At 37.6% G+C, this 18,111-nt stretch carries 16 protein-coding genes, 17 tRNA genes and 2 rRNA genes; 5 read left to right on the top strand and 30 right to left on the bottom strand.

Annotated features, from left to right (window positions below):
- Positions 1-570 precede the first annotated feature (570 nt).
- Positions 571-1,842 (bottom strand): MFS transporter, encoded by a 1,272-nt coding sequence (locus ACVBAX_RS24815; RefSeq protein WP_447119573.1) that lies wholly within the window; start codon positions 1,840-1,842, stop codon positions 571-573.
- Between the two features lie 199 nt (positions 1,843-2,041).
- Here ACVBAX_RS24815 and ACVBAX_RS24810 point away from each other — a divergent pair, with 199 nt between their 5' ends.
- Positions 2,042-2,362, top strand: a complete 321-nt coding sequence (locus ACVBAX_RS24810; protein WP_447119571.1) for a hypothetical protein — start codon at positions 2,042-2,044, stop codon at positions 2,360-2,362.
- Positions 2,363-2,447: 85 nt separating this feature from the next.
- Here ACVBAX_RS24810 and ACVBAX_RS24805 read toward each other — a convergent pair whose 3' ends face one another.
- The 4 genes from ACVBAX_RS24805 to ACVBAX_RS24790 form a co-directional block, all read right to left on the bottom strand.
- The gene (locus tag ACVBAX_RS24805; protein ID WP_433906828.1) at positions 2,448-2,909 is read right to left on the bottom strand and encodes a helix-turn-helix domain-containing protein; all 462 of its coding nucleotides are present in this window, start codon (positions 2,907-2,909) and stop codon (positions 2,448-2,450) included.
- 120 nt (positions 2,910-3,029) lie between these two features.
- On the bottom strand, positions 3,030-3,194 hold the full coding sequence (locus ACVBAX_RS24800) for a FeoB-associated Cys-rich membrane protein (protein WP_447119568.1): 165 nt from the start codon (positions 3,192-3,194) through the stop codon (positions 3,030-3,032).
- 16 nt (positions 3,195-3,210) lie between these two features.
- Positions 3,211-5,214, bottom strand: a complete 2,004-nt coding sequence (feoB, locus tag ACVBAX_RS24795) for a ferrous iron transport protein B (protein ID WP_447119566.1) — start codon at positions 5,212-5,214, stop codon at positions 3,211-3,213.
- On the bottom strand, positions 5,214-5,438 hold the full coding sequence (locus tag ACVBAX_RS24790) for a FeoA family protein (RefSeq protein WP_391558421.1): 225 nt from the start codon (positions 5,436-5,438) through the stop codon (positions 5,214-5,216). The genes feoB and ACVBAX_RS24790 overlap by 1 nt, the downstream gene beginning before the upstream one ends.
- Before the next feature lie 281 nt (positions 5,439-5,719).
- Here ACVBAX_RS24790 and ACVBAX_RS24785 point away from each other — a divergent pair, with 281 nt between their 5' ends.
- The 3 genes from ACVBAX_RS24785 (at position 5,720) to ACVBAX_RS24775 (ending at position 8,901) form a co-directional block, all read left to right on the top strand.
- On the top strand, positions 5,720-6,859 hold the full coding sequence (locus tag ACVBAX_RS24785) for a histidine kinase N-terminal domain-containing protein (protein WP_447119564.1): 1,140 nt from the start codon (positions 5,720-5,722) through the stop codon (positions 6,857-6,859).
- A 155-nt stretch (positions 6,860-7,014) separates the two neighbouring features.
- The gene (locus tag ACVBAX_RS24780; protein ID WP_447119575.1) at positions 7,015-7,473 is read left to right on the top strand and encodes a MerR family transcriptional regulator; all 459 of its coding nucleotides are present in this window, start codon (positions 7,015-7,017) and stop codon (positions 7,471-7,473) included.
- Between the two features lie 48 nt (positions 7,474-7,521).
- On the top strand, positions 7,522-8,901 hold the full coding sequence (locus tag ACVBAX_RS24775; protein WP_447119562.1) for a hemolysin family protein: 1,380 nt from the start codon (positions 7,522-7,524) through the stop codon (positions 8,899-8,901).
- Between the two features lie 41 nt (positions 8,902-8,942).
- Here ACVBAX_RS24775 and ACVBAX_RS24770 read toward each other — a convergent pair whose 3' ends face one another.
- The 6 genes from ACVBAX_RS24770 to ACVBAX_RS24745 all read right to left on the bottom strand — a co-directional run bounded on the left by ACVBAX_RS24770 (position 8,943) and on the right by ACVBAX_RS24745 (position 14,757).
- Positions 8,943-9,830, bottom strand: coding sequence for a foldase protein PrsA (locus tag ACVBAX_RS24770; protein WP_447119560.1), 888 nt, complete (start codon positions 9,828-9,830; stop codon positions 8,943-8,945).
- 128 nt (positions 9,831-9,958) lie between these two features.
- Complete coding sequence (locus ACVBAX_RS24765) at positions 9,959-10,630, bottom strand: PspA/IM30 family protein (protein ID WP_447119558.1); 672 nt, start codon at positions 10,628-10,630, stop codon at positions 9,959-9,961.
- A gap of 2 nt (positions 10,631-10,632) precedes the next feature.
- Positions 10,633-11,130, bottom strand: a complete 498-nt coding sequence (locus ACVBAX_RS24760) for a hypothetical protein (RefSeq protein ID WP_447119556.1) — start codon at positions 11,128-11,130, stop codon at positions 10,633-10,635.
- Between the two features lie 91 nt (positions 11,131-11,221).
- On the bottom strand, positions 11,222-12,496 hold the full coding sequence (locus tag ACVBAX_RS24755) for a S1C family serine protease (RefSeq protein ID WP_447119554.1): 1,275 nt from the start codon (positions 12,494-12,496) through the stop codon (positions 11,222-11,224).
- Positions 12,497-12,656: 160 nt separating this feature from the next.
- Positions 12,657-14,063 carry a sensor histidine kinase gene (locus ACVBAX_RS24750; RefSeq protein ID WP_447119552.1) on the bottom strand — a complete coding sequence of 469 codons (1,407 nt, stop codon included), beginning with the start codon at positions 14,061-14,063 and terminating at the stop codon, positions 12,657-12,659.
- On the bottom strand, positions 14,053-14,757 hold the full coding sequence (locus ACVBAX_RS24745) for a winged helix-turn-helix domain-containing protein (RefSeq protein WP_447119550.1): 705 nt from the start codon (positions 14,755-14,757) through the stop codon (positions 14,053-14,055). Before ACVBAX_RS24745 ends, ACVBAX_RS24750 begins: the two co-directional genes overlap by 11 nt.
- Positions 14,758-15,025: 268 nt before the next feature.
- On the opposite strand from ACVBAX_RS24745, the gene ACVBAX_RS24740 reads away from it, so the two are divergent.
- On the top strand, positions 15,026-15,154 hold the full coding sequence (locus ACVBAX_RS24740; protein ID WP_276131190.1) for a hypothetical protein: 129 nt from the start codon (positions 15,026-15,028) through the stop codon (positions 15,152-15,154).
- 124 nt (positions 15,155-15,278) lie between these two features.
- On the opposite strand, the gene ACVBAX_RS24735 is transcribed toward ACVBAX_RS24740, so the two are convergent.
- The 19 genes from ACVBAX_RS24735 to ACVBAX_RS24645 form a co-directional block, all read right to left on the bottom strand.
- Positions 15,279-15,352: transfer RNA gene (locus ACVBAX_RS24735), tRNA-Gly, on the bottom strand.
- A gap of 127 nt (positions 15,353-15,479) precedes the next feature.
- A tRNA-Gln gene (locus tag ACVBAX_RS24730) sits at positions 15,480-15,551 on the bottom strand.
- Between the two features lie 19 nt (positions 15,552-15,570).
- Positions 15,571-15,646: transfer RNA gene (locus tag ACVBAX_RS24725), tRNA-His, on the bottom strand.
- A 12-nt stretch (positions 15,647-15,658) separates the two neighbouring features.
- A tRNA-Trp gene (locus tag ACVBAX_RS24720) sits at positions 15,659-15,729 on the bottom strand.
- A 12-nt stretch (positions 15,730-15,741) separates the two neighbouring features.
- Positions 15,742-15,814 (bottom strand) — tRNA-Phe (locus ACVBAX_RS24715).
- Positions 15,815-16,207: 393 nt separating this feature from the next.
- Positions 16,208-16,283, bottom strand: a tRNA-Asp gene (locus tag ACVBAX_RS24710).
- A 46-nt stretch (positions 16,284-16,329) separates the two neighbouring features.
- Positions 16,330-16,422 (bottom strand) — tRNA-Ser (locus ACVBAX_RS24705).
- A gap of 17 nt (positions 16,423-16,439) precedes the next feature.
- Positions 16,440-16,516, bottom strand: a tRNA-Met gene (locus ACVBAX_RS24700).
- Positions 16,517-16,603: 87 nt separating this feature from the next.
- A tRNA-Ala gene (locus tag ACVBAX_RS24695) sits at positions 16,604-16,676 on the bottom strand.
- Between the two features lie 19 nt (positions 16,677-16,695).
- Positions 16,696-16,772 (bottom strand) — tRNA-Arg (locus ACVBAX_RS24690).
- 117 nt (positions 16,773-16,889) lie between these two features.
- Positions 16,890-16,978 (bottom strand) — tRNA-Leu (locus tag ACVBAX_RS24685).
- 12 nt (positions 16,979-16,990) lie between these two features.
- A tRNA-Gly gene (locus ACVBAX_RS24680) sits at positions 16,991-17,065 on the bottom strand.
- 33 nt (positions 17,066-17,098) lie between these two features.
- Positions 17,099-17,183: transfer RNA gene (locus ACVBAX_RS24675), tRNA-Leu, on the bottom strand.
- Positions 17,184-17,218: 35 nt separating this feature from the next.
- Positions 17,219-17,294 (bottom strand) — tRNA-Lys (locus ACVBAX_RS24670).
- 9 nt (positions 17,295-17,303) lie between these two features.
- Positions 17,304-17,379: transfer RNA gene (locus tag ACVBAX_RS24665), tRNA-Thr, on the bottom strand.
- A gap of 76 nt (positions 17,380-17,455) precedes the next feature.
- Positions 17,456-17,528, bottom strand: a tRNA-Val gene (locus ACVBAX_RS24660).
- A gap of 60 nt (positions 17,529-17,588) precedes the next feature.
- Positions 17,589-17,663, bottom strand: a tRNA-Glu gene (locus ACVBAX_RS24655).
- A 7-nt stretch (positions 17,664-17,670) separates the two neighbouring features.
- A 5S ribosomal RNA gene (gene rrf, locus ACVBAX_RS24650) occupies positions 17,671-17,786 on the bottom strand.
- A gap of 196 nt (positions 17,787-17,982) precedes the next feature.
- Positions 17,983-18,111, bottom strand: a 23S ribosomal RNA gene (locus ACVBAX_RS24645); the annotation flags it as partial.

Genomic DNA, 18,111 nt, shown 5'->3' with positions numbered 1-18,111 from the left:
AGTTGTAAATGTTATTTTACTCATGACGTCCCCTAATTCCCCATATGTTGAAATTCTAGTATATAAAAAAATACCTGTAGATAAAACACTCTTTTTCAAGTGTCCTTACTACAGGTACCATATTAGTAGTCTCCTCTCTTTTCTTTCCGTCATGTATAACTAACCACTCTCAAGCTCCACGGGTGATACCAATAATCTTTCTACACGTAATGTTTGCATGGTTACTTCCTCCTAGAATTTTTTTTATAGTAATGGGATATTCCCAAAGCTACCTCTTTTACAAGACAAAAAAGACATACCGCATCCTATGCGATATGTCAAAAGTCGACAAAAAAGCACAAGCTACTCATACGTAACCTGTGCCATTGATAAAATAGTTAACTGTGCTCATTTAAGGACAAGGATTATAAATGGTTACGCTCTCATATTCAGTTAAGTGAATGTGTAAATCTCTTACTCTCATGATCATAACCTCCTATCCTTTCATTATTTTCCATATTTGTTACATTATCATCAAAATACAATAAAGTCAATTGAATTTTATCAATAATAGTACGCCTTTCTGCATTACTAAGAAACTGGTAATGGCTTGGATTGCGGCTGGAGATTCCGGCTGTACTTTGGCAGAGCAATTGCATAAAATGCTCCCACTAACATCAAACATCCTCCGACCATCCAATAAAGCATCTCCACCTTTAATAGCGCTGGAAAACTATAAGCGATAAATCCCAAAGTTAGCGATTGAGAAAGCATCATTAATGGTGAAATCCATCCTTGAACTCTCCCCATCATTTTAGGGTCCACAATACTTGGCATCCACCCTCCGATTCCAATATTTACAAATGGCAAACCTACAGCGGCAAGAAACACTAGAACAAAGAATAAGACAAGGGACGTAACTAGTGAAGAAAGGATGACAAAACTTCCCGTAATAATAAGCCCCATAATAATAAGCTGATGAAGTTTTAGTTTTTCACTAATAACCGATGCAATCACACTTCCTAGTAAAGCTCCTATTCCAAACATAATTCCGATAATAATTGAAAATTGTTCGTAGTTCTCCGGTGCAAGCTTATATTTTAAGATAAAAACAGGCATTACACTAAAACCACCGTTTACAATACCAAATACAATAAATCCAATTAATAGTGTTCTTAGTAGCCCATGCTGTAGTATATATTTCATTGAATCCTTAAAATCAACAAATACAGTAGAAATATTTAAATCTTTTAATCGATGCTTTCCATTTGGCATTCTTACACTCTCTTGAATCTGGCAAGACCGAATAAGCAAAGCACTTATCATGAACGTAATAGTATCGATAAGAATTGCCCCATAAATCCCTACCGTCCAATAAGCTAATACCCCTAACCCATTACCAAATAACATAAATAAACTCATGACCAATTGATTTAAACCCGCAGCAGTTGTGTAATCATCCTGCTTAAGAACTCCTTGAACCATCGCATGCTCGGCAGGAAAAAAGAATTTTTGAACGGCACTCCTTAAAAAGAGGACAAAGAAGATAAGAGGCATCGAACCAATTATTAAGGAGCCTAAAAATAATATGGAAAGGACAGCACTTATCCAGTCACAGCTAAAAGCAATCTTTTGTCTGTCCATTCGATCTGCAAATACGCCGACTAGGAAAAATACAGCTAGAGTGGGGAGTGAATACATTAACTCTGTTATAGATGCGTACATAGGCTGGTCGGAAAAACGATCCAATAAGTAAAACATAAAAGCAGTAAGTCCAATCGTACTACCCATTTGTGAGGTGAAGTTCGCTAAAAAAAGCTTGGTGAAATTTTTGTTTTGAAAAACAACCATAAATTTTTTCATTTATTCTACCCCTAACTCCCTTTAATACCTTCAGTTTACTTTGCATTGCTTTTTCTCAAAACAGACCTTTGATGGGAATTTCCTCCGTCTCTAGACGGAAGAGATTGAATTCTCAGTATATTTTCTGACAAACACGTTTCATTTAGAAGAAGAAGGGGTAATAATTGATAAAAACAACTCGGGTAAAGGAGTGCTATCCATGAATGAAACATCGTCTGTAACGATTTGTTATACCCACCGAATAATGATGAAAGAGATAATGGAACTATACACATTAGCAAAGAAATTCAATGGCATGGTCACTTTTTATCATAATCACCATTCAGTTTCAGGCTTACACATAACAAAACTAGTGACATTTTTTTTAACAATAAAAAAGGGGAGTAAGTTGCTAGTAGTTGTTGATGGACAAAGGAATCATTTATTTCTAAATAAGATTAAATCTATTTTTGAGAACGATCATTCGCTCAATCATGTCTCCAAAACAATTTCTTTTCAACACCCACTCCAACTCAAATGATGACAGTGACAACTAACTTTTTGCCAAATATCTCATAAAAAAAGCTACTAAGTATCCCTTATTGGACACCCAGTAGCTTTTGTTCTTACTCCTTTATTTCATTCACAAGCTCTTCAAAACGCTCTCTGGACGCACGTTCTTCGAAGCTGCTGAAAATGCGGAAGTACTCATCATCAAGAATACGATAGTGTTGACTTAAGACATTCTGCTGTAGAATAATCCCCTTTTTTCTGTCAATTTCACGCCACCATAGCTTTCCACCCAATGTTTTTTCTTTTCGGTAATCAATCCCATCTCTCGCCACAGTTTCAAGCACTTCTAATGGGTCACTTCCAAATAAATATTGAATGGTTTCTGTTTCACGAAATAGAGCACAAATGGTAACAACGGTTTGCCAGTTTGCATCCATCCTACCTTTTTCAATTTGTACGAGCGTCTTTTTCGAAAGACCGATGACTTCACCCATTTTATCCTGTGTATATCCTGCTTCCGTCCGGATTAACCTCATTTTCTCCGATACCTTCGATATTATCTCGTCTCTAGTCAAATCCATTCAGTCCTTTAAAAAGAATTGGTGTAATTTTACACATCCTCTTTTTATTATAAAACAACAATGGAAATTATTCCAATAAAAAACTGCTATCCTATTGAACAGCAGTTTCTACATTTATTTATTATCAGTAACCTGACTAGTACATACAGCTTCATTTTTACAAGCATTCTTTACCGCACACGCGGCACATTTCCCTTGTCTTGATTTTTGAATATGCTTATAAAAAGCAAAGCCAGCATAACCAAAAATAATGCTACCTAAAAGAATATTCGCCAACATGATTTCACCTCATTTTTCATGAGAATCCTAATAGCTTCCCAGCTTGGTAGACAAGTAAACATAAAACATAGGCTACGACAAAGGCATAAACAATTGAAATGATTGTCCATTTTCTTGAAGCAGTTTCTTTTCTTATTGTTGCTACAGTTGCCAAGCAAGGGATATACAATAAAATAAACAACATAAAACTATAGGCAGCTAAAGGAGAATAAGATGTTGCTAGTAAACCTTGTAGACTAGATTCATCAGGAACAAAATAAATGATATTCATCGTTGATATAATTGCTTCCTTTGCTAAAAAGCCCGTTAACAAGGAGGCTCCCGCTTGCCAAGAACCAAAGCCAATTGGAGTAAATAGGGGTGCAAATACCCCTCCGATCAAAGCTAAAAAACTATCATCCATATTTACATTTACTCCTGCTGGACCAGCATATGATAAAAGCCAAATAAGGACAGAACCTGCAAATATAAAAGTACCCGCTTTACGGATAAAACCTTTGCCTTTATCCCATGTACTTCTCCATAGTGTCTGGAATTGAGGGAGGCGATAAGGAGGAAGCTCAATGACGAATAGTGAGGTCTCTCCTTTTAATATTGTTTTAGAAAAAACCTTTGCGACAACTAGAGCAACGACAATCCCAATAACATATAGAGAGAGGACTATAAAAGCTTTATGCTCTACAAAGAAAGCTCCTACAAATAAGGCATATACAGGAAGCCGAGCCGAACATGACATAAGAGGAGTTAACAATATGGTAAGTATTCTTTCCTTCGGAGTTTCTATCGTACGGGCTGCCATGACTCCAGGAACATTACAACCAAAACCAATCATCATTGGGATAAACGCTTTTCCATTTAAACCAACCAACTCCATTATCCGATCCATGACTAAAGCTACTCTAGCCATATAGCCTGAATCCTCCAGTAAGGAAATAAAGAAAAACAGGATGAAAATTTGTGGTACAAAAACAAGAACCCCACCTACTCCTGCAACAATACCGTCAAGAACAATAGCATGTATAAATTTAGAAGCCCCAACTAATCCAAGTAATCCTTCAATGAAATTTGTTAGAGGACCAGTAATAAACCCATCAAGCAAATCAGATAGTGGAAATCCAAGCCAGTCAAACGTAAGCATAAACATCACATACATTATGAAAAGGAAAATAGGAATTCCTAACCACTTATTAGTAACCAGAACATCTATTTTCTCTGAAAATGGTGGGTGCGACTCTTTTCTTTTCACGGTAACTTTATCGGCTATAGATGTGATAACTTCTCTTCTTGTTTGATATATAAATGTATCTACTGTTGTATCAGTTACTTGAAAAATATTTTGTTCAACTTTTTCAATGATCAGATTAATTTTTTCTTCTCCTACAAGATCATTCATATACTTCTTTACATACTCATTTCCTTCTAACAGCTGAAGTGTAAGCCAGCGTGAGGATATCTTTGTTTTCTCTTCAACTAATTGTGAGATATGTAGTATCGTTTCTTCAATTTCCTTCCCATAGTTTATGAGACTTTTATTCGAATCTACATTAGAGGAATCCGTTACCATCTCTGCCAGCACATCACAGCCTTTGCCACTTCGTGCGATTACAGAAGTTACTGGGATACCTAATATCTTTTCAAGCTTTTCGGTATGTACTTCAATTCCTCGTTTGCTAGCTACATCAACCATATTCACTCCAATAACAATAGGCTTACCTAGCTCTAATAACTGGAGAGTAAGATGTAAGTTCCTTTCAATTTGCGAAGCATCAATAATATTTAGGATTTTATCGTATGATTCATGGAGAACAAATTGGGTAACAACACCTTCATCCTTAGATAGAGGGTTTAAGGAGTAGATTCCTGGTAAATCAATTAAACTTGCTGCTTTTTGCTTAAAGGCACCAATCTTTTTCTCAACTGTCACTCCACTCCAGTTCCCTATATACTCATAAGAACCTGTTAAGCTGTTGAAAAGTGACGTCTTTCCAGTATTCGGATTTCCAAATAGAGCAATTTCCATTATCCTTTTTCCACCTCAATGCAACTTGCCTCGTTTCTCCTAATTCCTACGCACTGTCCGCATGATTCGAGCATAACAGGTCCACCAAACGGCATAATGCATTTTATACAGACAATTGAGCCCTCTGTTATACCTAAATCTAATAATCTGCGCCTGACTAAAGCATTGGCGCCAGATATATCCTTAATAACGGCTTTTTCCCCCGCTTTTAATGCTACTAACATATTTATCACCCATATACTTATTGTTTTTCTTACAATGAATCTAATTGAGAATGATTATCTTTATTTATAGCACGTTTCCTTTTGGGTCGCTGTGTGAAATGTCACAATAACTTACGCATGCTCATAGATGTTTTAAAAATGGATTTTTTTTACAATTAATAAGACTTACGTATGATTTCTATGTTTCTCATTTTTAGAAAGAGGATTCCACCTAAAATCCTCGAATATATCCTTATTAACTAATAAAGAGAGAGAAAGAATATAAGGGTGAGTGACAATCCATGCTACAAGCAACTAGGGAGAAATTAATTGATTATCTCTCAAAATCAAAAAATTTATTAGTCTCTTTATGGGAAAAAGAAATATTAATCTCAACAGAAGATCCATATAAATTTGAAATCAATACGAATGACTTTTCATTGTTTCAAATGATTTTAGATGGTCTTGATATAGAAGGTCTTGACTTTGAAAAATTCATTGAAGATTTTTCGTTGAAAATTGCAGAACAACGAGTAAACGATTTTATTAACATTGGGACATTTGTTTATAATGTCAACATCGGCCGTTCGATTATCTATCACCATTTACTTGAATCTGATTTTACAAAAGAAGAAATCAAAGAATCCATAAAGAGCATTGATTCATTCTTTGATAAGTTTTTACTATACTCTGTTTCTTACTTTACAGAGGAAAAAAATAAAATTATCGAAGAAAAGACGCAATTTATCGATTCTACTCACAAGGATAGGTTAACACTACTTGGACAAATGACCTCAAGTTTTATTCATGAATTTAGAAACCCCTTAACTTCGGTTCAAGGTTTTATTCAATTATTAAAAGCCGAAGATCCATCAATTAAATACTTAGATATTATTTCAAGTGAATTAGAGCAGTTAAACTTCCGAATTTCTCAATTCTTACTTCTCTCGAAGAAAGAACTAATTGGTAAAGAAAAAAGTTCCTTTTCATTAAATGAACTTATTGATGAAGTTCTCATATTCTTATATCCAAGCATACTCGACTCAAAAGTAAAGGTTATAAGAGAAACTTTTGACCATGTTCATTTATTCGGATATGTGGATGAAATTAGACAGGTGTTAATCAACATTATATTTAATGCAATTGATGTGTTAACACAATACCGCGAAGACCCAATAATAGAGATCATTTGTTCTCTTTCACACAATAAGCATGTTGTTATCGAAATATCAAATAATGGACCAATGATTCCAGACCAGATGTTAAAATCCATTTTCGAGCCATTTGTCACTACTAAAACACTTGGAACTGGACTTGGACTTTTCGTCTGTAGAGAAATCATTGAAAAACATAAAGGGCGCCTTATATGTGAATCAAGTACGGAAAAAACCATTTTTAGAATGACGATGCCTATTCCTTCTATTACAGAAGTCTCTGAGTAAAGAGGCTTTTTTTCATTTTTCTAACAATTCCTCCAAGAGCCTTCATATTACAATAAATTCATCATAAAATATGGATAATACCATTTTTTATCTAACCGTAACGTTTGACTGTACAGTTTTTCCTTTCGTATAATTAGAATTATTTATATTGAACAATTCATAAGCAGAGGTGGTACAATGGGGCATTTTACCGAATTGGGGAGCTAGCTTCAATCGCAAAAGTTTCAAGAAGAACGATTGATTATTACACAAATTTAGGGTTACTGCATGCGGATCGTTCAAAGGGAAATTACAGAATTTACAATGATGAAGCCTTAGAAGCACTACACTTCATTGAGGAATGTAAAGAAATGCATATCCCTTTAGAAGAGATTAAGAGAAAACTAGAAATGAAAAAGCAAAAAGACGTGAAACAGGGAGAAATGGAAAAGCATATTCACTCCATTGGTCAACAAATGAAGCAGCTACAGCACGATATTTCTGTACTCATCCCATTAATTGAAAATCTAGATGGTCAGCAAACGAAAGTTCTCTCTGAAGAGTTAACAGTGGAGAGCGAATGGCTGATGAAGTTTTTACCCGAGTTTCATAGGTTAGTAAAATTTTCGAATTAACTGGGAGGTGACTCCTTACTCGTTTATTAAGCGAGATAAGGAAATTTATTGGACATATTAAACTTGGTTTTAATAGCCATTTTAATTGCTTTGACGGCATTTTTTGTGGTATCGGAATATGCTATTGTGAAGGTACGGGTCGCACGGCTCGACCAGCTCATTGAGGAAGGCAAAAAAGGTGCTATTTCTGCAAAAAGGGTTAATGCTAACCTAGACAATTACTTGTCTGCTTGCCAACTTGGTATTACTATGACAACTTTAGGGCTAGGGTGGTTAGCAATTGAACCCCTTGAAATCGTATTGCGACCTATTTTTCAGCAAATGAATGGAACAGAGACAATCGTATCCATCCTTTCTTTCGGAATAGGTTTCTTAGCTATTACATTCCTTCATGTGTTATTTGGAAAAATAGCTCCAAAAACGATGGCACTGCAAAAAGCAGAGAAAATGACGCTCTTTACTGCGCGTCCACTCATCTGGTTTTACCGACTAATGTTCCCTTTCATTTTTGTACTAAATGGAACAACGAAAATATTAACAAAAATATTTGGGCTAAAACCTGCTTCCATAAATGACCTAGCACATTCTGAAGAAGAACTGCGATTAATACTTTCTGAGAGCTATAAAAGTGGTGAAATTAACCAATCAGAGTTTAAATATGTAAACAAAATATTTGAATTCGATAACCGAATTGCTAAGGAAATTATGGTTCCTAGACGGGAAATCGTTACCTTATCAAAGGACAATACGTTAGAGGAATTTCTTCAAGTTGTTAACGAAGAAAAGTTTACTCGTTACCCTATCATAGACGGTGACAAGGACCATATTATAGGAATGGTAAATATAAAAGAAATCATGACCGAGCTCATACAAAACCGAACACTCTTAACGAAGACACTTGAAATATATACAAGACCTATTATCCGTGTCATAGATACGGTACCTATCCATGACTTATTAGTTAAAATGCAAAAGGAACGAATCCATATGGCCATTCTTATGGATGAATATGGCGGAACTTCTGGTCTAGTTACAGTGGAGGACATCATAGAAGAAATAGTTGGTGAAATTCGTGATGAGTTTGATATGGACGAAATTCCAATGATACGCAAGCTTCAGGAAGATCACTACATTATTGATGCAAAAATGCTTGTTAGTGAAGTAAATGATCTATTAGGATTAAGCATTGATGATGAAGATGTGGACACAATTGGTGGTTGGATCTTAACCGAGAATTATGAGGCAAGAGAAGGCGACGAAATTACACTAGAAAACTACACCTTCAAAATTATTGAGATGGAAGAACATCACATGAAATATGTAGAAGTTTCAAAGAATGTAACAAAGCATTCTTTAATTGATACCCCACTTCCAGCTGTCCCAAACTCATCCGAAGAAATGATTTCTAAACAATCAGTTAGTTTCTAATATGAAGAACCCTCGATTGAGCAATCAATCGAGGGTTCTTTTTATGCTTCTAGATAGTTAGTAATTTCATACTCTTCTTTAAGCTCTTCTAACCATACTGTATATTCTGTAGACATCTTATCATTCATTAAGGTATCAGAAATTTCTCCCTTACTATCTTCGAAATTAGCTTCCTTCGCTTCCTGATGATCGACAACTTTAATTATATGGTAACCATACTCGGTTTTTACAGGAGCACTAATTTCATCCACACCAAGTGCAAATGCAACCTCTTCAAACTCTGCTACCATATCACCACTGCTAAAGTATCCTAAGTCCCCACCAGATTCTGACGTTGTTGTATCTGTTGAATATTCTTTAGCTAATTCACTAAAGTCTTCCCCTGCGTCGAGTTTACTTTTAACTTCGTTAGCAGTTGCTTCATCAGCTACTAAAATATGGCTTGCTTGTACTTGCTCAGCTGTCGCAAAAGTATCCTTATTTTCATCAAAATACGTTTGTAACTCTTCATCTGTAATTTCAATTCTTGGCTCAAGCAATTTTTCAGTTTTAATATAATTGATAATATCGTCTCTAACATCATCCATTGTCATTCCAGTTGCTACAACGGCCTCTTCAAGAGCCGTCTCACCGCCATATGATTCAGCCAATGCAGCAAGCTCCTCTTCAACTTCTTCATCTGATACCGTAATCTTTTGTTTATCCGCTTCAAGCTCAATTAATTTGTTTGTAATCAACACATCAAGTGCATCTGCTCCATACTGATCTAACAAAGTCTGTTGGAGTTCATCTTCTGATATGGACGCATCTCCAACCATTGCTACTACACTATCTTTTGATGATAAGAGAATTCCAGCGATTATAGCTAGTCCGACTAATGCTGTTACTATTGTTATTACTAACTTCTTCCTAAGTAATTTTTCCTTCATTCTATAATTGTCCTCTCCTTTGTTTTCTCTTCCTAATACTAACCTGTAAATGTGACAAAACTATTAACAAGCAATGAAAGAGATATGAAAAAGCAAAAGAGACGATTCACTCGTCTCCTTCTCCCATATTATACAGTTTCTAGTCTTGAAGATTTTAATTTCTCTAATTCCTTTTCTACATCTTCATGTGAGTATGTTCCAAGAACACTCTCAATTCTTCCCGAATTCGCTTTTGTGAAATATTGATTTGCTTGTGACTTTGCTTCAAGTTTAAGTATCTCTTCCTCAACTCTTATGAACCCCTTTACTGCACGGTCCGGATTAATCGAAGAAAGAACTTGTGAGATATCGTTTGATACCTTTGCCGCTGTCATTCTAGAAACGAGCAGCAGTTTACGATCCTGTAGTTCGTCATACTTTTCTTTAAGTTTATCGAGTTCATCGTACAATAAATTCGTTTGATTTTTAATTGTGTGGTACTGTCCTTCATACACCCTTAGTTTTTTCTCTTGTTGAAGCTTGTCCTCTATTGCTAGTCTAGCAATCTGATCTTCTCCTCTTTCGACTGCTAACTCAGCTTGCCTAGCTCTTTTTTGAACTCTGTCAATCGTTGATTCAATGACTGCTTCAAACTTCTTTTCAATATACAACTGCTGAGCCAGAGCCTTTTGTGCCTTTCCTATCTCGCCCTCAAGCTCTCTTAAATATTGTTTAAGCATACTAATCGGATCCTCTAATTTATCCAAAGCGTCATTAAAATCTGCTGTTGCTATATCTTTTATTCGTTTGAAAATCCCCATTTTTACTTTTCCTCCCTACGTACTTTATTTTCCCACTCATCAAGGAAATCTCTATTTATATAGGACGGTACAACTAAATCTTCTCCCGTCATTAATTCTTGAACATTTGTGTCTTTCTTTACTGCACCCTTATAAAGTAAGTAACCTAATAAAATAAGAAGTGGAATAGCTAGAATACTAGGTAATAGAGCAAGTATTCCTAGTGCAAGTAAGATTCCACCAGTAAGTTTCATTCCATTGCTCTTTCCTCTAACCCAAAGCATCCAACCAGCTATTACTAGGCCAGCCTTTGCCAATACACCTAATAAGAATGGTAATAAGAAGAAGGAGTGGTTCACCATCATACCTCTTTCATGAAAACCATGAACGCCTCCACCTTTCATTCCATGAAACCCCTGAGCTTGAACGGTCATGGTTGGTATACTAAACATGCTAACAATGGCAATCGCTAGAACGACGATCGGTGCTACGATTATCGTCCACTTTACCGCCTTGTTCAAATGAATTCACCTCCCTTCAAGTAAAACTGGATGCCCTGTTTATTTAAAATCTTGTATTTAACGTCCATTTCTAATCCCTCCGAAGATTTGATTAACTTGTCGCTTGCTGATCTGTTAAAGTCATCGTGACCGTTTTTTCTTGTCCCTTGCTATATACCTTTAACGTTATTTCATCACCCACAGATAGATCATTGTATAAGTACTTACGTAAATCATTTGAATTGGTTACCTTCACGTCATCGATACTAACAATTACATCACCTACTACTAAACCTGCTTTCGCAGCAGCTGAGCTTGAATCGATTTGCATCACCATTGCACCTTCTGTTACTGTTTCTGGTACTTCCTGCAGATACATTTGGGGAAGTTCCTCTAGACCCGCTAAGCTCACTCCCATATAAGGACGTGTAATTTGGCCAGATTCAATAAGTTGGTTTACGATTGGTACTACATCATTACTTGGAATCGCGAATCCTAATCCCTCAACTCCATCCTCTGAGATCTTAAGTGAGTTAATTCCAATTACCTGACCACTTGCATTGAGTAAAGCTCCACCACTATTTCCGGGATTAATAGCTGCATCAGTCTGGATTACATTCAACTCCCATTCTCCGGCAGAAGTCGTCACAGTAATTGTCCGATCCGTTGCACTTACAATCCCTTGAGTTACCGTACGTGAAAATTCAAGACCTAGTGGATTTCCTATAGCAAGTACGTCCTCTCCAGCACGTAATGTTGAAGAATCTCCGAATTCAAGTGTCCCTTCAACGTCTTTGGAATCAATTTTTAATACAGCTAAATCCGTTAGAGCATCTGCACCAATTAGTTGTGCACTGGCTTTCTCTCCGTTATAAAGTGAAACCTCAATTTCACTTGCCCCTTCGATCACATGATTATTTGTTACAATATAAGCCTCATTACCTGTTACTTTAAAAATGACACCTGACCCTGATCCTGACTCAACAGCTGATGTGTCAGTAGAATAGCGACTAGTTTGTTCCTGTAAATTAACAATCCCAACAATAGCTTTAGAGGATGCCTCAACCATATCTGCAACTGCAATATCATCAGAATTTTTAGTTGTAGTTGTAGCAGTTGTCACTACAGCTGCTGCCTCATTATTTTCATTTGAGCTAGACACAGCGGTATTTTGCTCTCCAGTAACTCCACTAATCTTCTCTGAAAGGTTTTGAATTGTGTCTATATTAGGAATAGCCACGATGGTAAGCATCGAACCCACGACCCCAGCAGTCACCATTGATAGAAAGCTTTGCACCTTCTTTCCTTTCTTTTTCTTCTTAACAGGTTCAGTATGATATTCTTGCGAAGTTTCTAATTGTGATGGAAATTGATTAAAATCACTCATCCTAAGCTCCTCCTTTATGTCTTACTTCATATTTACATCATAGACCCCATTTATGAACAAATAATTAACAAACCTTTAATAGAGTTAGAAATAATAGGGAAAGATTATGTTTATTCAGCAAAAAAAATAAACCGCTAATGCGGCTTATTTTTTGCTAGAATCATTCTGAGGGAAAACGAATCGTAAATATGGTTCCTTTTCCTTTATCACTCGTTACTTCGATCTTTCCACTATGAAGCTGTACGAGCTGTTTGACAATCGACAAGCCTAACCCAAACTCACCAAAAGGGTTTGATGTACGTGAGATCTCAGCTTTATAAAAACGATGCCATATTTTTTCAATTTCCATTGGATCAATTCCAAGTCCTGTATCTTCAATTTCAATGATGGTTTCCCTTATTCCATTCTTCCCTCGCAAATAGATACTTCCATTTGAAGTAAACTGAATGCTATTTTTGGTTATATTAATGAGAATTTGCACAAGACGGTCATAATCCGCATAAATAGAAGTACCTTCCTCTACCTTTATGTGAATAGAATTCCCTTTTTCCTCTGCTTGAAGTGATAATTGCTCTTGAATAATTTCAAATAACTCATCCAACGGAATCTCTTCTTTAGTAAGCTTAATCTGATTTGAGCGAATTTTATCATAATCTAGATTTTCATTTACAAGGCGAATTAGGCGTTTTGTCTCTTTGCTAACCAGTTGAATTCCTTTCTCTTTTTCCTCTTCTGCAATCATATTATTTTTTAATCCTTCAATTACTCCGCTAATTGTTGTAAGCGGGGTTCGAAGTTCATGCGATACATCTGACATGAAATTACGACGGCGGTTTTCCAAGCTTTCAATTTCTTCCTTCGAGGCATTTAATCGCATCACCATTGAATTAAAGTCCTCGGCAAGTTCCCCTATTTCGTCAAAAGTTGAAGAAGGTAGCTTTACTGTGTAATTCCCAGCAGCAACGGATGATGTTGCCGCTTGAATTCGTTTAATTCGATGAACATGTATTCTTGACAAAATCAAGCTTAGTAAAACAGCAACCACTAAAGCGATGAGAACTGTATAAAATAAATATTGATTAATTTGACTGATCATTTCTCTTGAACCGCTAATTGGGGCAGTAAGTAAGATTCCTCCTGCTAATTGTCCATTTACTATATAAGGAATAGCAACAAGTGTTACTTCTTGATCCGAGCGTTTCGTCCTATTTTTAACAATTAGAGTCTCTCCGCTCGAAATTTGTTCAAGTACTTCATCCACTAACCTTAAATCTCCCCCATGCTTATCGGCAGGAAATATAACTGATCCTTTCTCATCAAAGATAGAAAAGCTAATATTCCGTCCACCTAATACGGCCATATACTCATTTACAATTCGGTCGGAGGAAAGATTCCCCTCTGTAATGTCACGCAAAATATTTTCACCGTATGATTCAAGTTCATCTACCTTATTTTTATACACCAGCCCCTCTACGTAATGAGAGAACACTAAACTTAATATTAAAAAAGCAACCACTAGCACACTTATGTGACTTATAAGTTGCTGGTACAAATACTTAATTTTCATTTACTTGCACCACTTCATCGAACTTATAGCCTACACCCCAAACAGTATGGAAGAATGGCTGGGAATCGGTTCCTATCTTCTTTCTTAATCGTTTAATATGAACATCTACTGTTCGCTCATCACCATAAAATTGATAGCCCCATACTCGTTCAAGAAGCTGTTCCCTTGTAAAGACCTGCTTTGGATGCTGCGCGAAGTAGTAAAGAAGTTCAAATTCCTTCGGTGTTAAATTTAACACTGGCTGATCATCTAAAAATACTTCTCTTGTATCCTTACTGATTTTAAAATGTTTAGTTTGTAGCAACCCTTTATCGACTTTAACTTGATCATTATTTTGCATACGTCGACTAATCGCCTTAATCCTTGCCATTAAAGCTAGTGGACTGAATGGTTTTGTTACATAATCATCCGCTCCCATTTCAAGTCCTAGCACTTGGTCTGACTCTGTATCCTTTGCTGTTAACATAATGATAGGAACCGTATATCCTTCTTCTCTAATTTTCCGGCATATCATAACACCATCCATACTCGGAAGCATCCAGTCAATAATAACCAAGTCCCATTCACTTGATTTAAACGTGTTAAGGCCTTCTAAACCATCGTGGATATATGTTCCTTTAATTCCTTCTTTAGAAAAAAACATATCAATCATGGAGCATACACTCTCATTATCTTCTATCACTAATACGTTCATTTATTTCATCTCCCCCTACATCTCTCGAACTTAATTTAAATGTATTTATAACTGTTTTTCAACTAAAAATGAGATTCTTCCTATTTTATTAATAGCTAAGTAATAGTTTGGTCATATTTTATTCATAACATGATAAGGGAAAAAGGGTAAGAAATTAATAATTTTTTTATTTTCACCCCCATAAAGAAGAACTTCGCATCGAAAAGTTTAGTAGACCAGGAAATAGGGTATGGTAAATAACGTACATAAACGAGAGGAGTATATAACTATGCGATTAATAAAAGCTGATATCGATGAATTGTTAGAATCCACTCGCGACCTTACTGAAGATGAAGGATTTTCATTCATCACAACAATTGAAATCGATCATTTACTTGAAAATACACAAGATTGGTAAAAGGATAGGTGCTATGCACCTGTCCTTTCTTTATGATAACAACATCTTAAAAAATCAAAAAACACTAGGGCTGCTTCATTTATTGAAACAACTCTAGTGTTGGAAACAAGGTTATATGTATTTATGGAGCGGGTGATGAGAATCGAACTCACGACATCAGCTTGGAAGGCTGAGGTTTTACCATTAAACTACACCCGCATATTATATTGTCCAGATGCGCCTCCTTGGTCCTCGAGTTCACTTCGGGCCCCTTTGAAGTCTTATGACTTCCACAGGTTCCCCTCCAGCGCTTGTCGGACCAAAACAGTCGGCTCCGCTTTTCGTACTGGGCTAGCTGGATTCGAACCAACGCATGACGGAGTCAAAGTCCGTTGCCTTACCGCTTGGCTATAGCCCAATGAAGAAATTGCATATAATGGGGCGACTGATGGGAATCGAACCCACGAATGTCGGAACCACAATCCGATGCGTTAACCACTTCGCCACAACCGCCATGTGATTTGACAGGGGTAGTAGGAATTGAACCCACACCAAAGGTTTTGGAGACCTTCGTTCTACCTTTAAACTATACCCCTTCAAAAAAAAGATGGCTCAGGACGGAATCGAACCGCCGACACAAGGATTTTCAGTCCTTTGCTCTACCGACTGAGCTACTGAGCCATAATTAATATAATTACTCTAGATACAATCTTATTTCGTCCTTCGTCCCGATTTTCAATCGGTACGCTGGATGCTTTTCTTGGAAGCTTACTCATCGTGCTCTACCGACTGAGCTACTGAGCCATAATTAATATAATTACTCTAGATACAATCTTATTTCGTCCTTCGTCCCGATTTTCAATCGGTACGCTGGATGCTTTTCTTGAAAGCTTACTCATCGTGCTCTACCGACTGAGCTACTGAGCCATAATTAATATAATTACTCTAGATACAATCTTATTTCGTCCTTCGTCCCGATTTTCAATCGGTACGCTGGATGCTTTTCTTGGAAGCTTACTCATCGTGCTCTACCGACTGAGCTACTGAGCCATAATACATTCAATTATGTATAGATGGCGGTCCCGACCGGGATCGAACCGGCGATCTCCTGCGTGACAGGCAGGCATGTTAACCGCTACACCACGGGACCAAAGTTTTTTTTCAAATGTTTAATTGAAAATAATATTATTTTAAGATGGAGGAGGTAGAGGGATTCGAACCCCCGCGCGGTTTGACCCGCCTGTCGGTTTTCAAGACCGATCCCTTCAGCCAGACTTGGGTATACCTCCAAAGAAATAAACTATTATGGTAGCGGCGGAGGGGATCGAACCCCCGACCTCACGGGTATGAACCGTACGCTCTAGCCAGCTGAGCTACACCGCCAAAGTAATTCATTGAATTTTTAATTCACATGTTCCTGAATTAATGAAGATTATTTTCATTACACTACGTTACGTGAAAAAATCTAAGTGGAGCCTAGCGGGATCGAACCGCTGACCTCCTGCGTGCAAGGCAGGCGCTCTCCCAGCTGAGCTAAGGCCCCAAACAAATATTAATAGAAATGGCGCGCCCGAAAGGAGTCGAACCCATAACCTTCTGATCCGTAGTCAGACGCTCTATCCAATTGAGCTACGGGCGCATATTTTTGTAATGACACTTATATTAGTGTGTTAAGGATAGCTATTTTGCTAGCGCAAAAAGCTTTGGATATTTTACTTCGTAAGAAATGAAACCTATTTTGCTTTGCAAAAAGCTTTGGTGCCGAGGACCGGAATCGAACCGGTACGGTAGTCACCTACCGCAGGATTTTAAGTCCTGTGCGTCTGCCAGTTCCGCCACCCCGGCAAAAGTAAGTTCTGGAGCGGAAGACGGGATTCGAACCCGCGACCCCAACCTTGGCAAGGTTGTATTCTACCACTGAACTACTTCCGCAAATGGAAAGTTATTAAGTTACAAAAGAAGCATTGGTGCGGGTGAAGGGAGTCGAACCCCCACGCCTTGCGGCGCTAGATCCTAAGTCTAGTGCGTCTGCCAATTCCGCCACACCCGCATAATGGAAAGTTATTTTGCTAAAGCAAAAAACTTTGGTGAGCCATGAAGGACTCGAACCTTCGACCCTCTGATTAAAAGTCAGATGCTCTACCGACTGAGCTAATGGCTCGGTATAAAGTGGTGCCGGTGAGAGGACTTGAACCCCCAACCTACTGATTACAAGTCAGTTGCTCTACCAATTGAGCTACGCCGGCTTATTAAAATTCTTATTTTATCTAACGTGAATTTATTAAGAAAGACTTTTTTTCACTTACGTGAAAAAAGTCCTGATGGAGGATGACGGGATCGAACCGCCGACCCCCTGCTTGTAAGGCAGGTGCTCTCCCAGCTGAGCTAATCCTCCGATATGGAATGTTTTTTTCACTTCGTGAAAAAATTGGTTATTTTTACTTTGTAAAAAACTTGGTGACCCCTACGGGATTCGAACCCGTGTTACCGCCGTGAAAGGGCGGTGTCTTAACCGCTTGACCAAGGGGCCATGATAAACCTAGCGACGTCCTACTCTCACAGAGGGAAACCCTCAACTACCATCGGCGCTGAAAAGCTTAACTTCCGTGTTCGGTATGGGAACGGGTGTGACCTTTTCGCTATCGCCACTAGATTATATGATTGAAGAAAAATCATTCCTTCAAAACTAGATAATGAATGAAGAAGAAGAAATACACGGGTATCACTTTGCATAAACGAGCTCCGGCGGCTAGTCCCTCGGGGTCATAAGCCAAATCTCTCCAGAAGGCAGGCCTTCTTGCGTGATTCGTCTTATGCCTGTCGGGCCTAACCAAGCCGCCTACGCATCTTAGATTAAGTCCTCGATCGATTAGTATCAGTCAGCTCCACACGTCGCCGCGCTTCCACCTCTGACCTATCAACCTGATCATCTTTCAGGGATCTTACTAGCTTACGCTATGGGAAATCTCATCTTGAGG

This window comes from Robertmurraya sp. GLU-23, assembly GCF_052983275.1.
This window is presented reverse-complemented; position numbering and strand designations above follow the sequence as displayed.

What these genes read in the sequence shown, in the direction of transcription:
- ACVBAX_RS24815 (WP_447119573.1), bottom strand. Translation starts at nt 1,842, where the DNA reads ATGAAAAAATTTATGGTTGTTTTTCAAAACAAAAATTTCACCAAGCTT.
- ACVBAX_RS24810 (WP_447119571.1), top strand. Translation starts at nt 2,042, where the DNA reads ATGAATGAAACATCGTCTGTAACGATTTGTTATACCCACCGAATAATG.
- ACVBAX_RS24800 (WP_447119568.1), bottom strand. Translation starts at nt 3,194, where the DNA reads ATGTTGGCGAATATTCTTTTAGGTAGCATTATTTTTGGTTATGCTGGC.
- feoB (WP_447119566.1), bottom strand. Translation starts at nt 5,214, where the DNA reads ATGGAAATTGCTCTATTTGGAAATCCGAATACTGGAAAGACGTCACTT.
- ACVBAX_RS24790 (WP_391558421.1), bottom strand. Translation starts at nt 5,438, where the DNA reads ATGTTAGTAGCATTAAAAGCGGGGGAAAAAGCCGTTATTAAGGATATA.
- ACVBAX_RS24785 (WP_447119564.1), top strand. Translation starts at nt 5,720, where the DNA reads ATGCTACAAGCAACTAGGGAGAAATTAATTGATTATCTCTCAAAATCA.
- ACVBAX_RS24770 (WP_447119560.1), bottom strand. Translation starts at nt 9,830, where the DNA reads ATGAAGGAAAAATTACTTAGGAAGAAGTTAGTAATAACAATAGTAACA.
- ACVBAX_RS24765 (WP_447119558.1), bottom strand. Translation starts at nt 10,630, where the DNA reads ATGGGGATTTTCAAACGAATAAAAGATATAGCAACAGCAGATTTTAAT.
- ACVBAX_RS24755 (WP_447119554.1), bottom strand. Translation starts at nt 12,496, where the DNA reads ATGAGTGATTTTAATCAATTTCCATCACAATTAGAAACTTCGCAAGAA.
- ACVBAX_RS24750 (WP_447119552.1), bottom strand. Translation starts at nt 14,063, where the DNA reads ATGAAAATTAAGTATTTGTACCAGCAACTTATAAGTCACATAAGTGTG.
- ACVBAX_RS24745 (WP_447119550.1), bottom strand. Translation starts at nt 14,757, where the DNA reads ATGAACGTATTAGTGATAGAAGATAATGAGAGTGTATGCTCCATGATT.
- ACVBAX_RS24740 (WP_276131190.1), top strand. Translation starts at nt 15,026, where the DNA reads ATGCGATTAATAAAAGCTGATATCGATGAATTGTTAGAATCCACTCGC.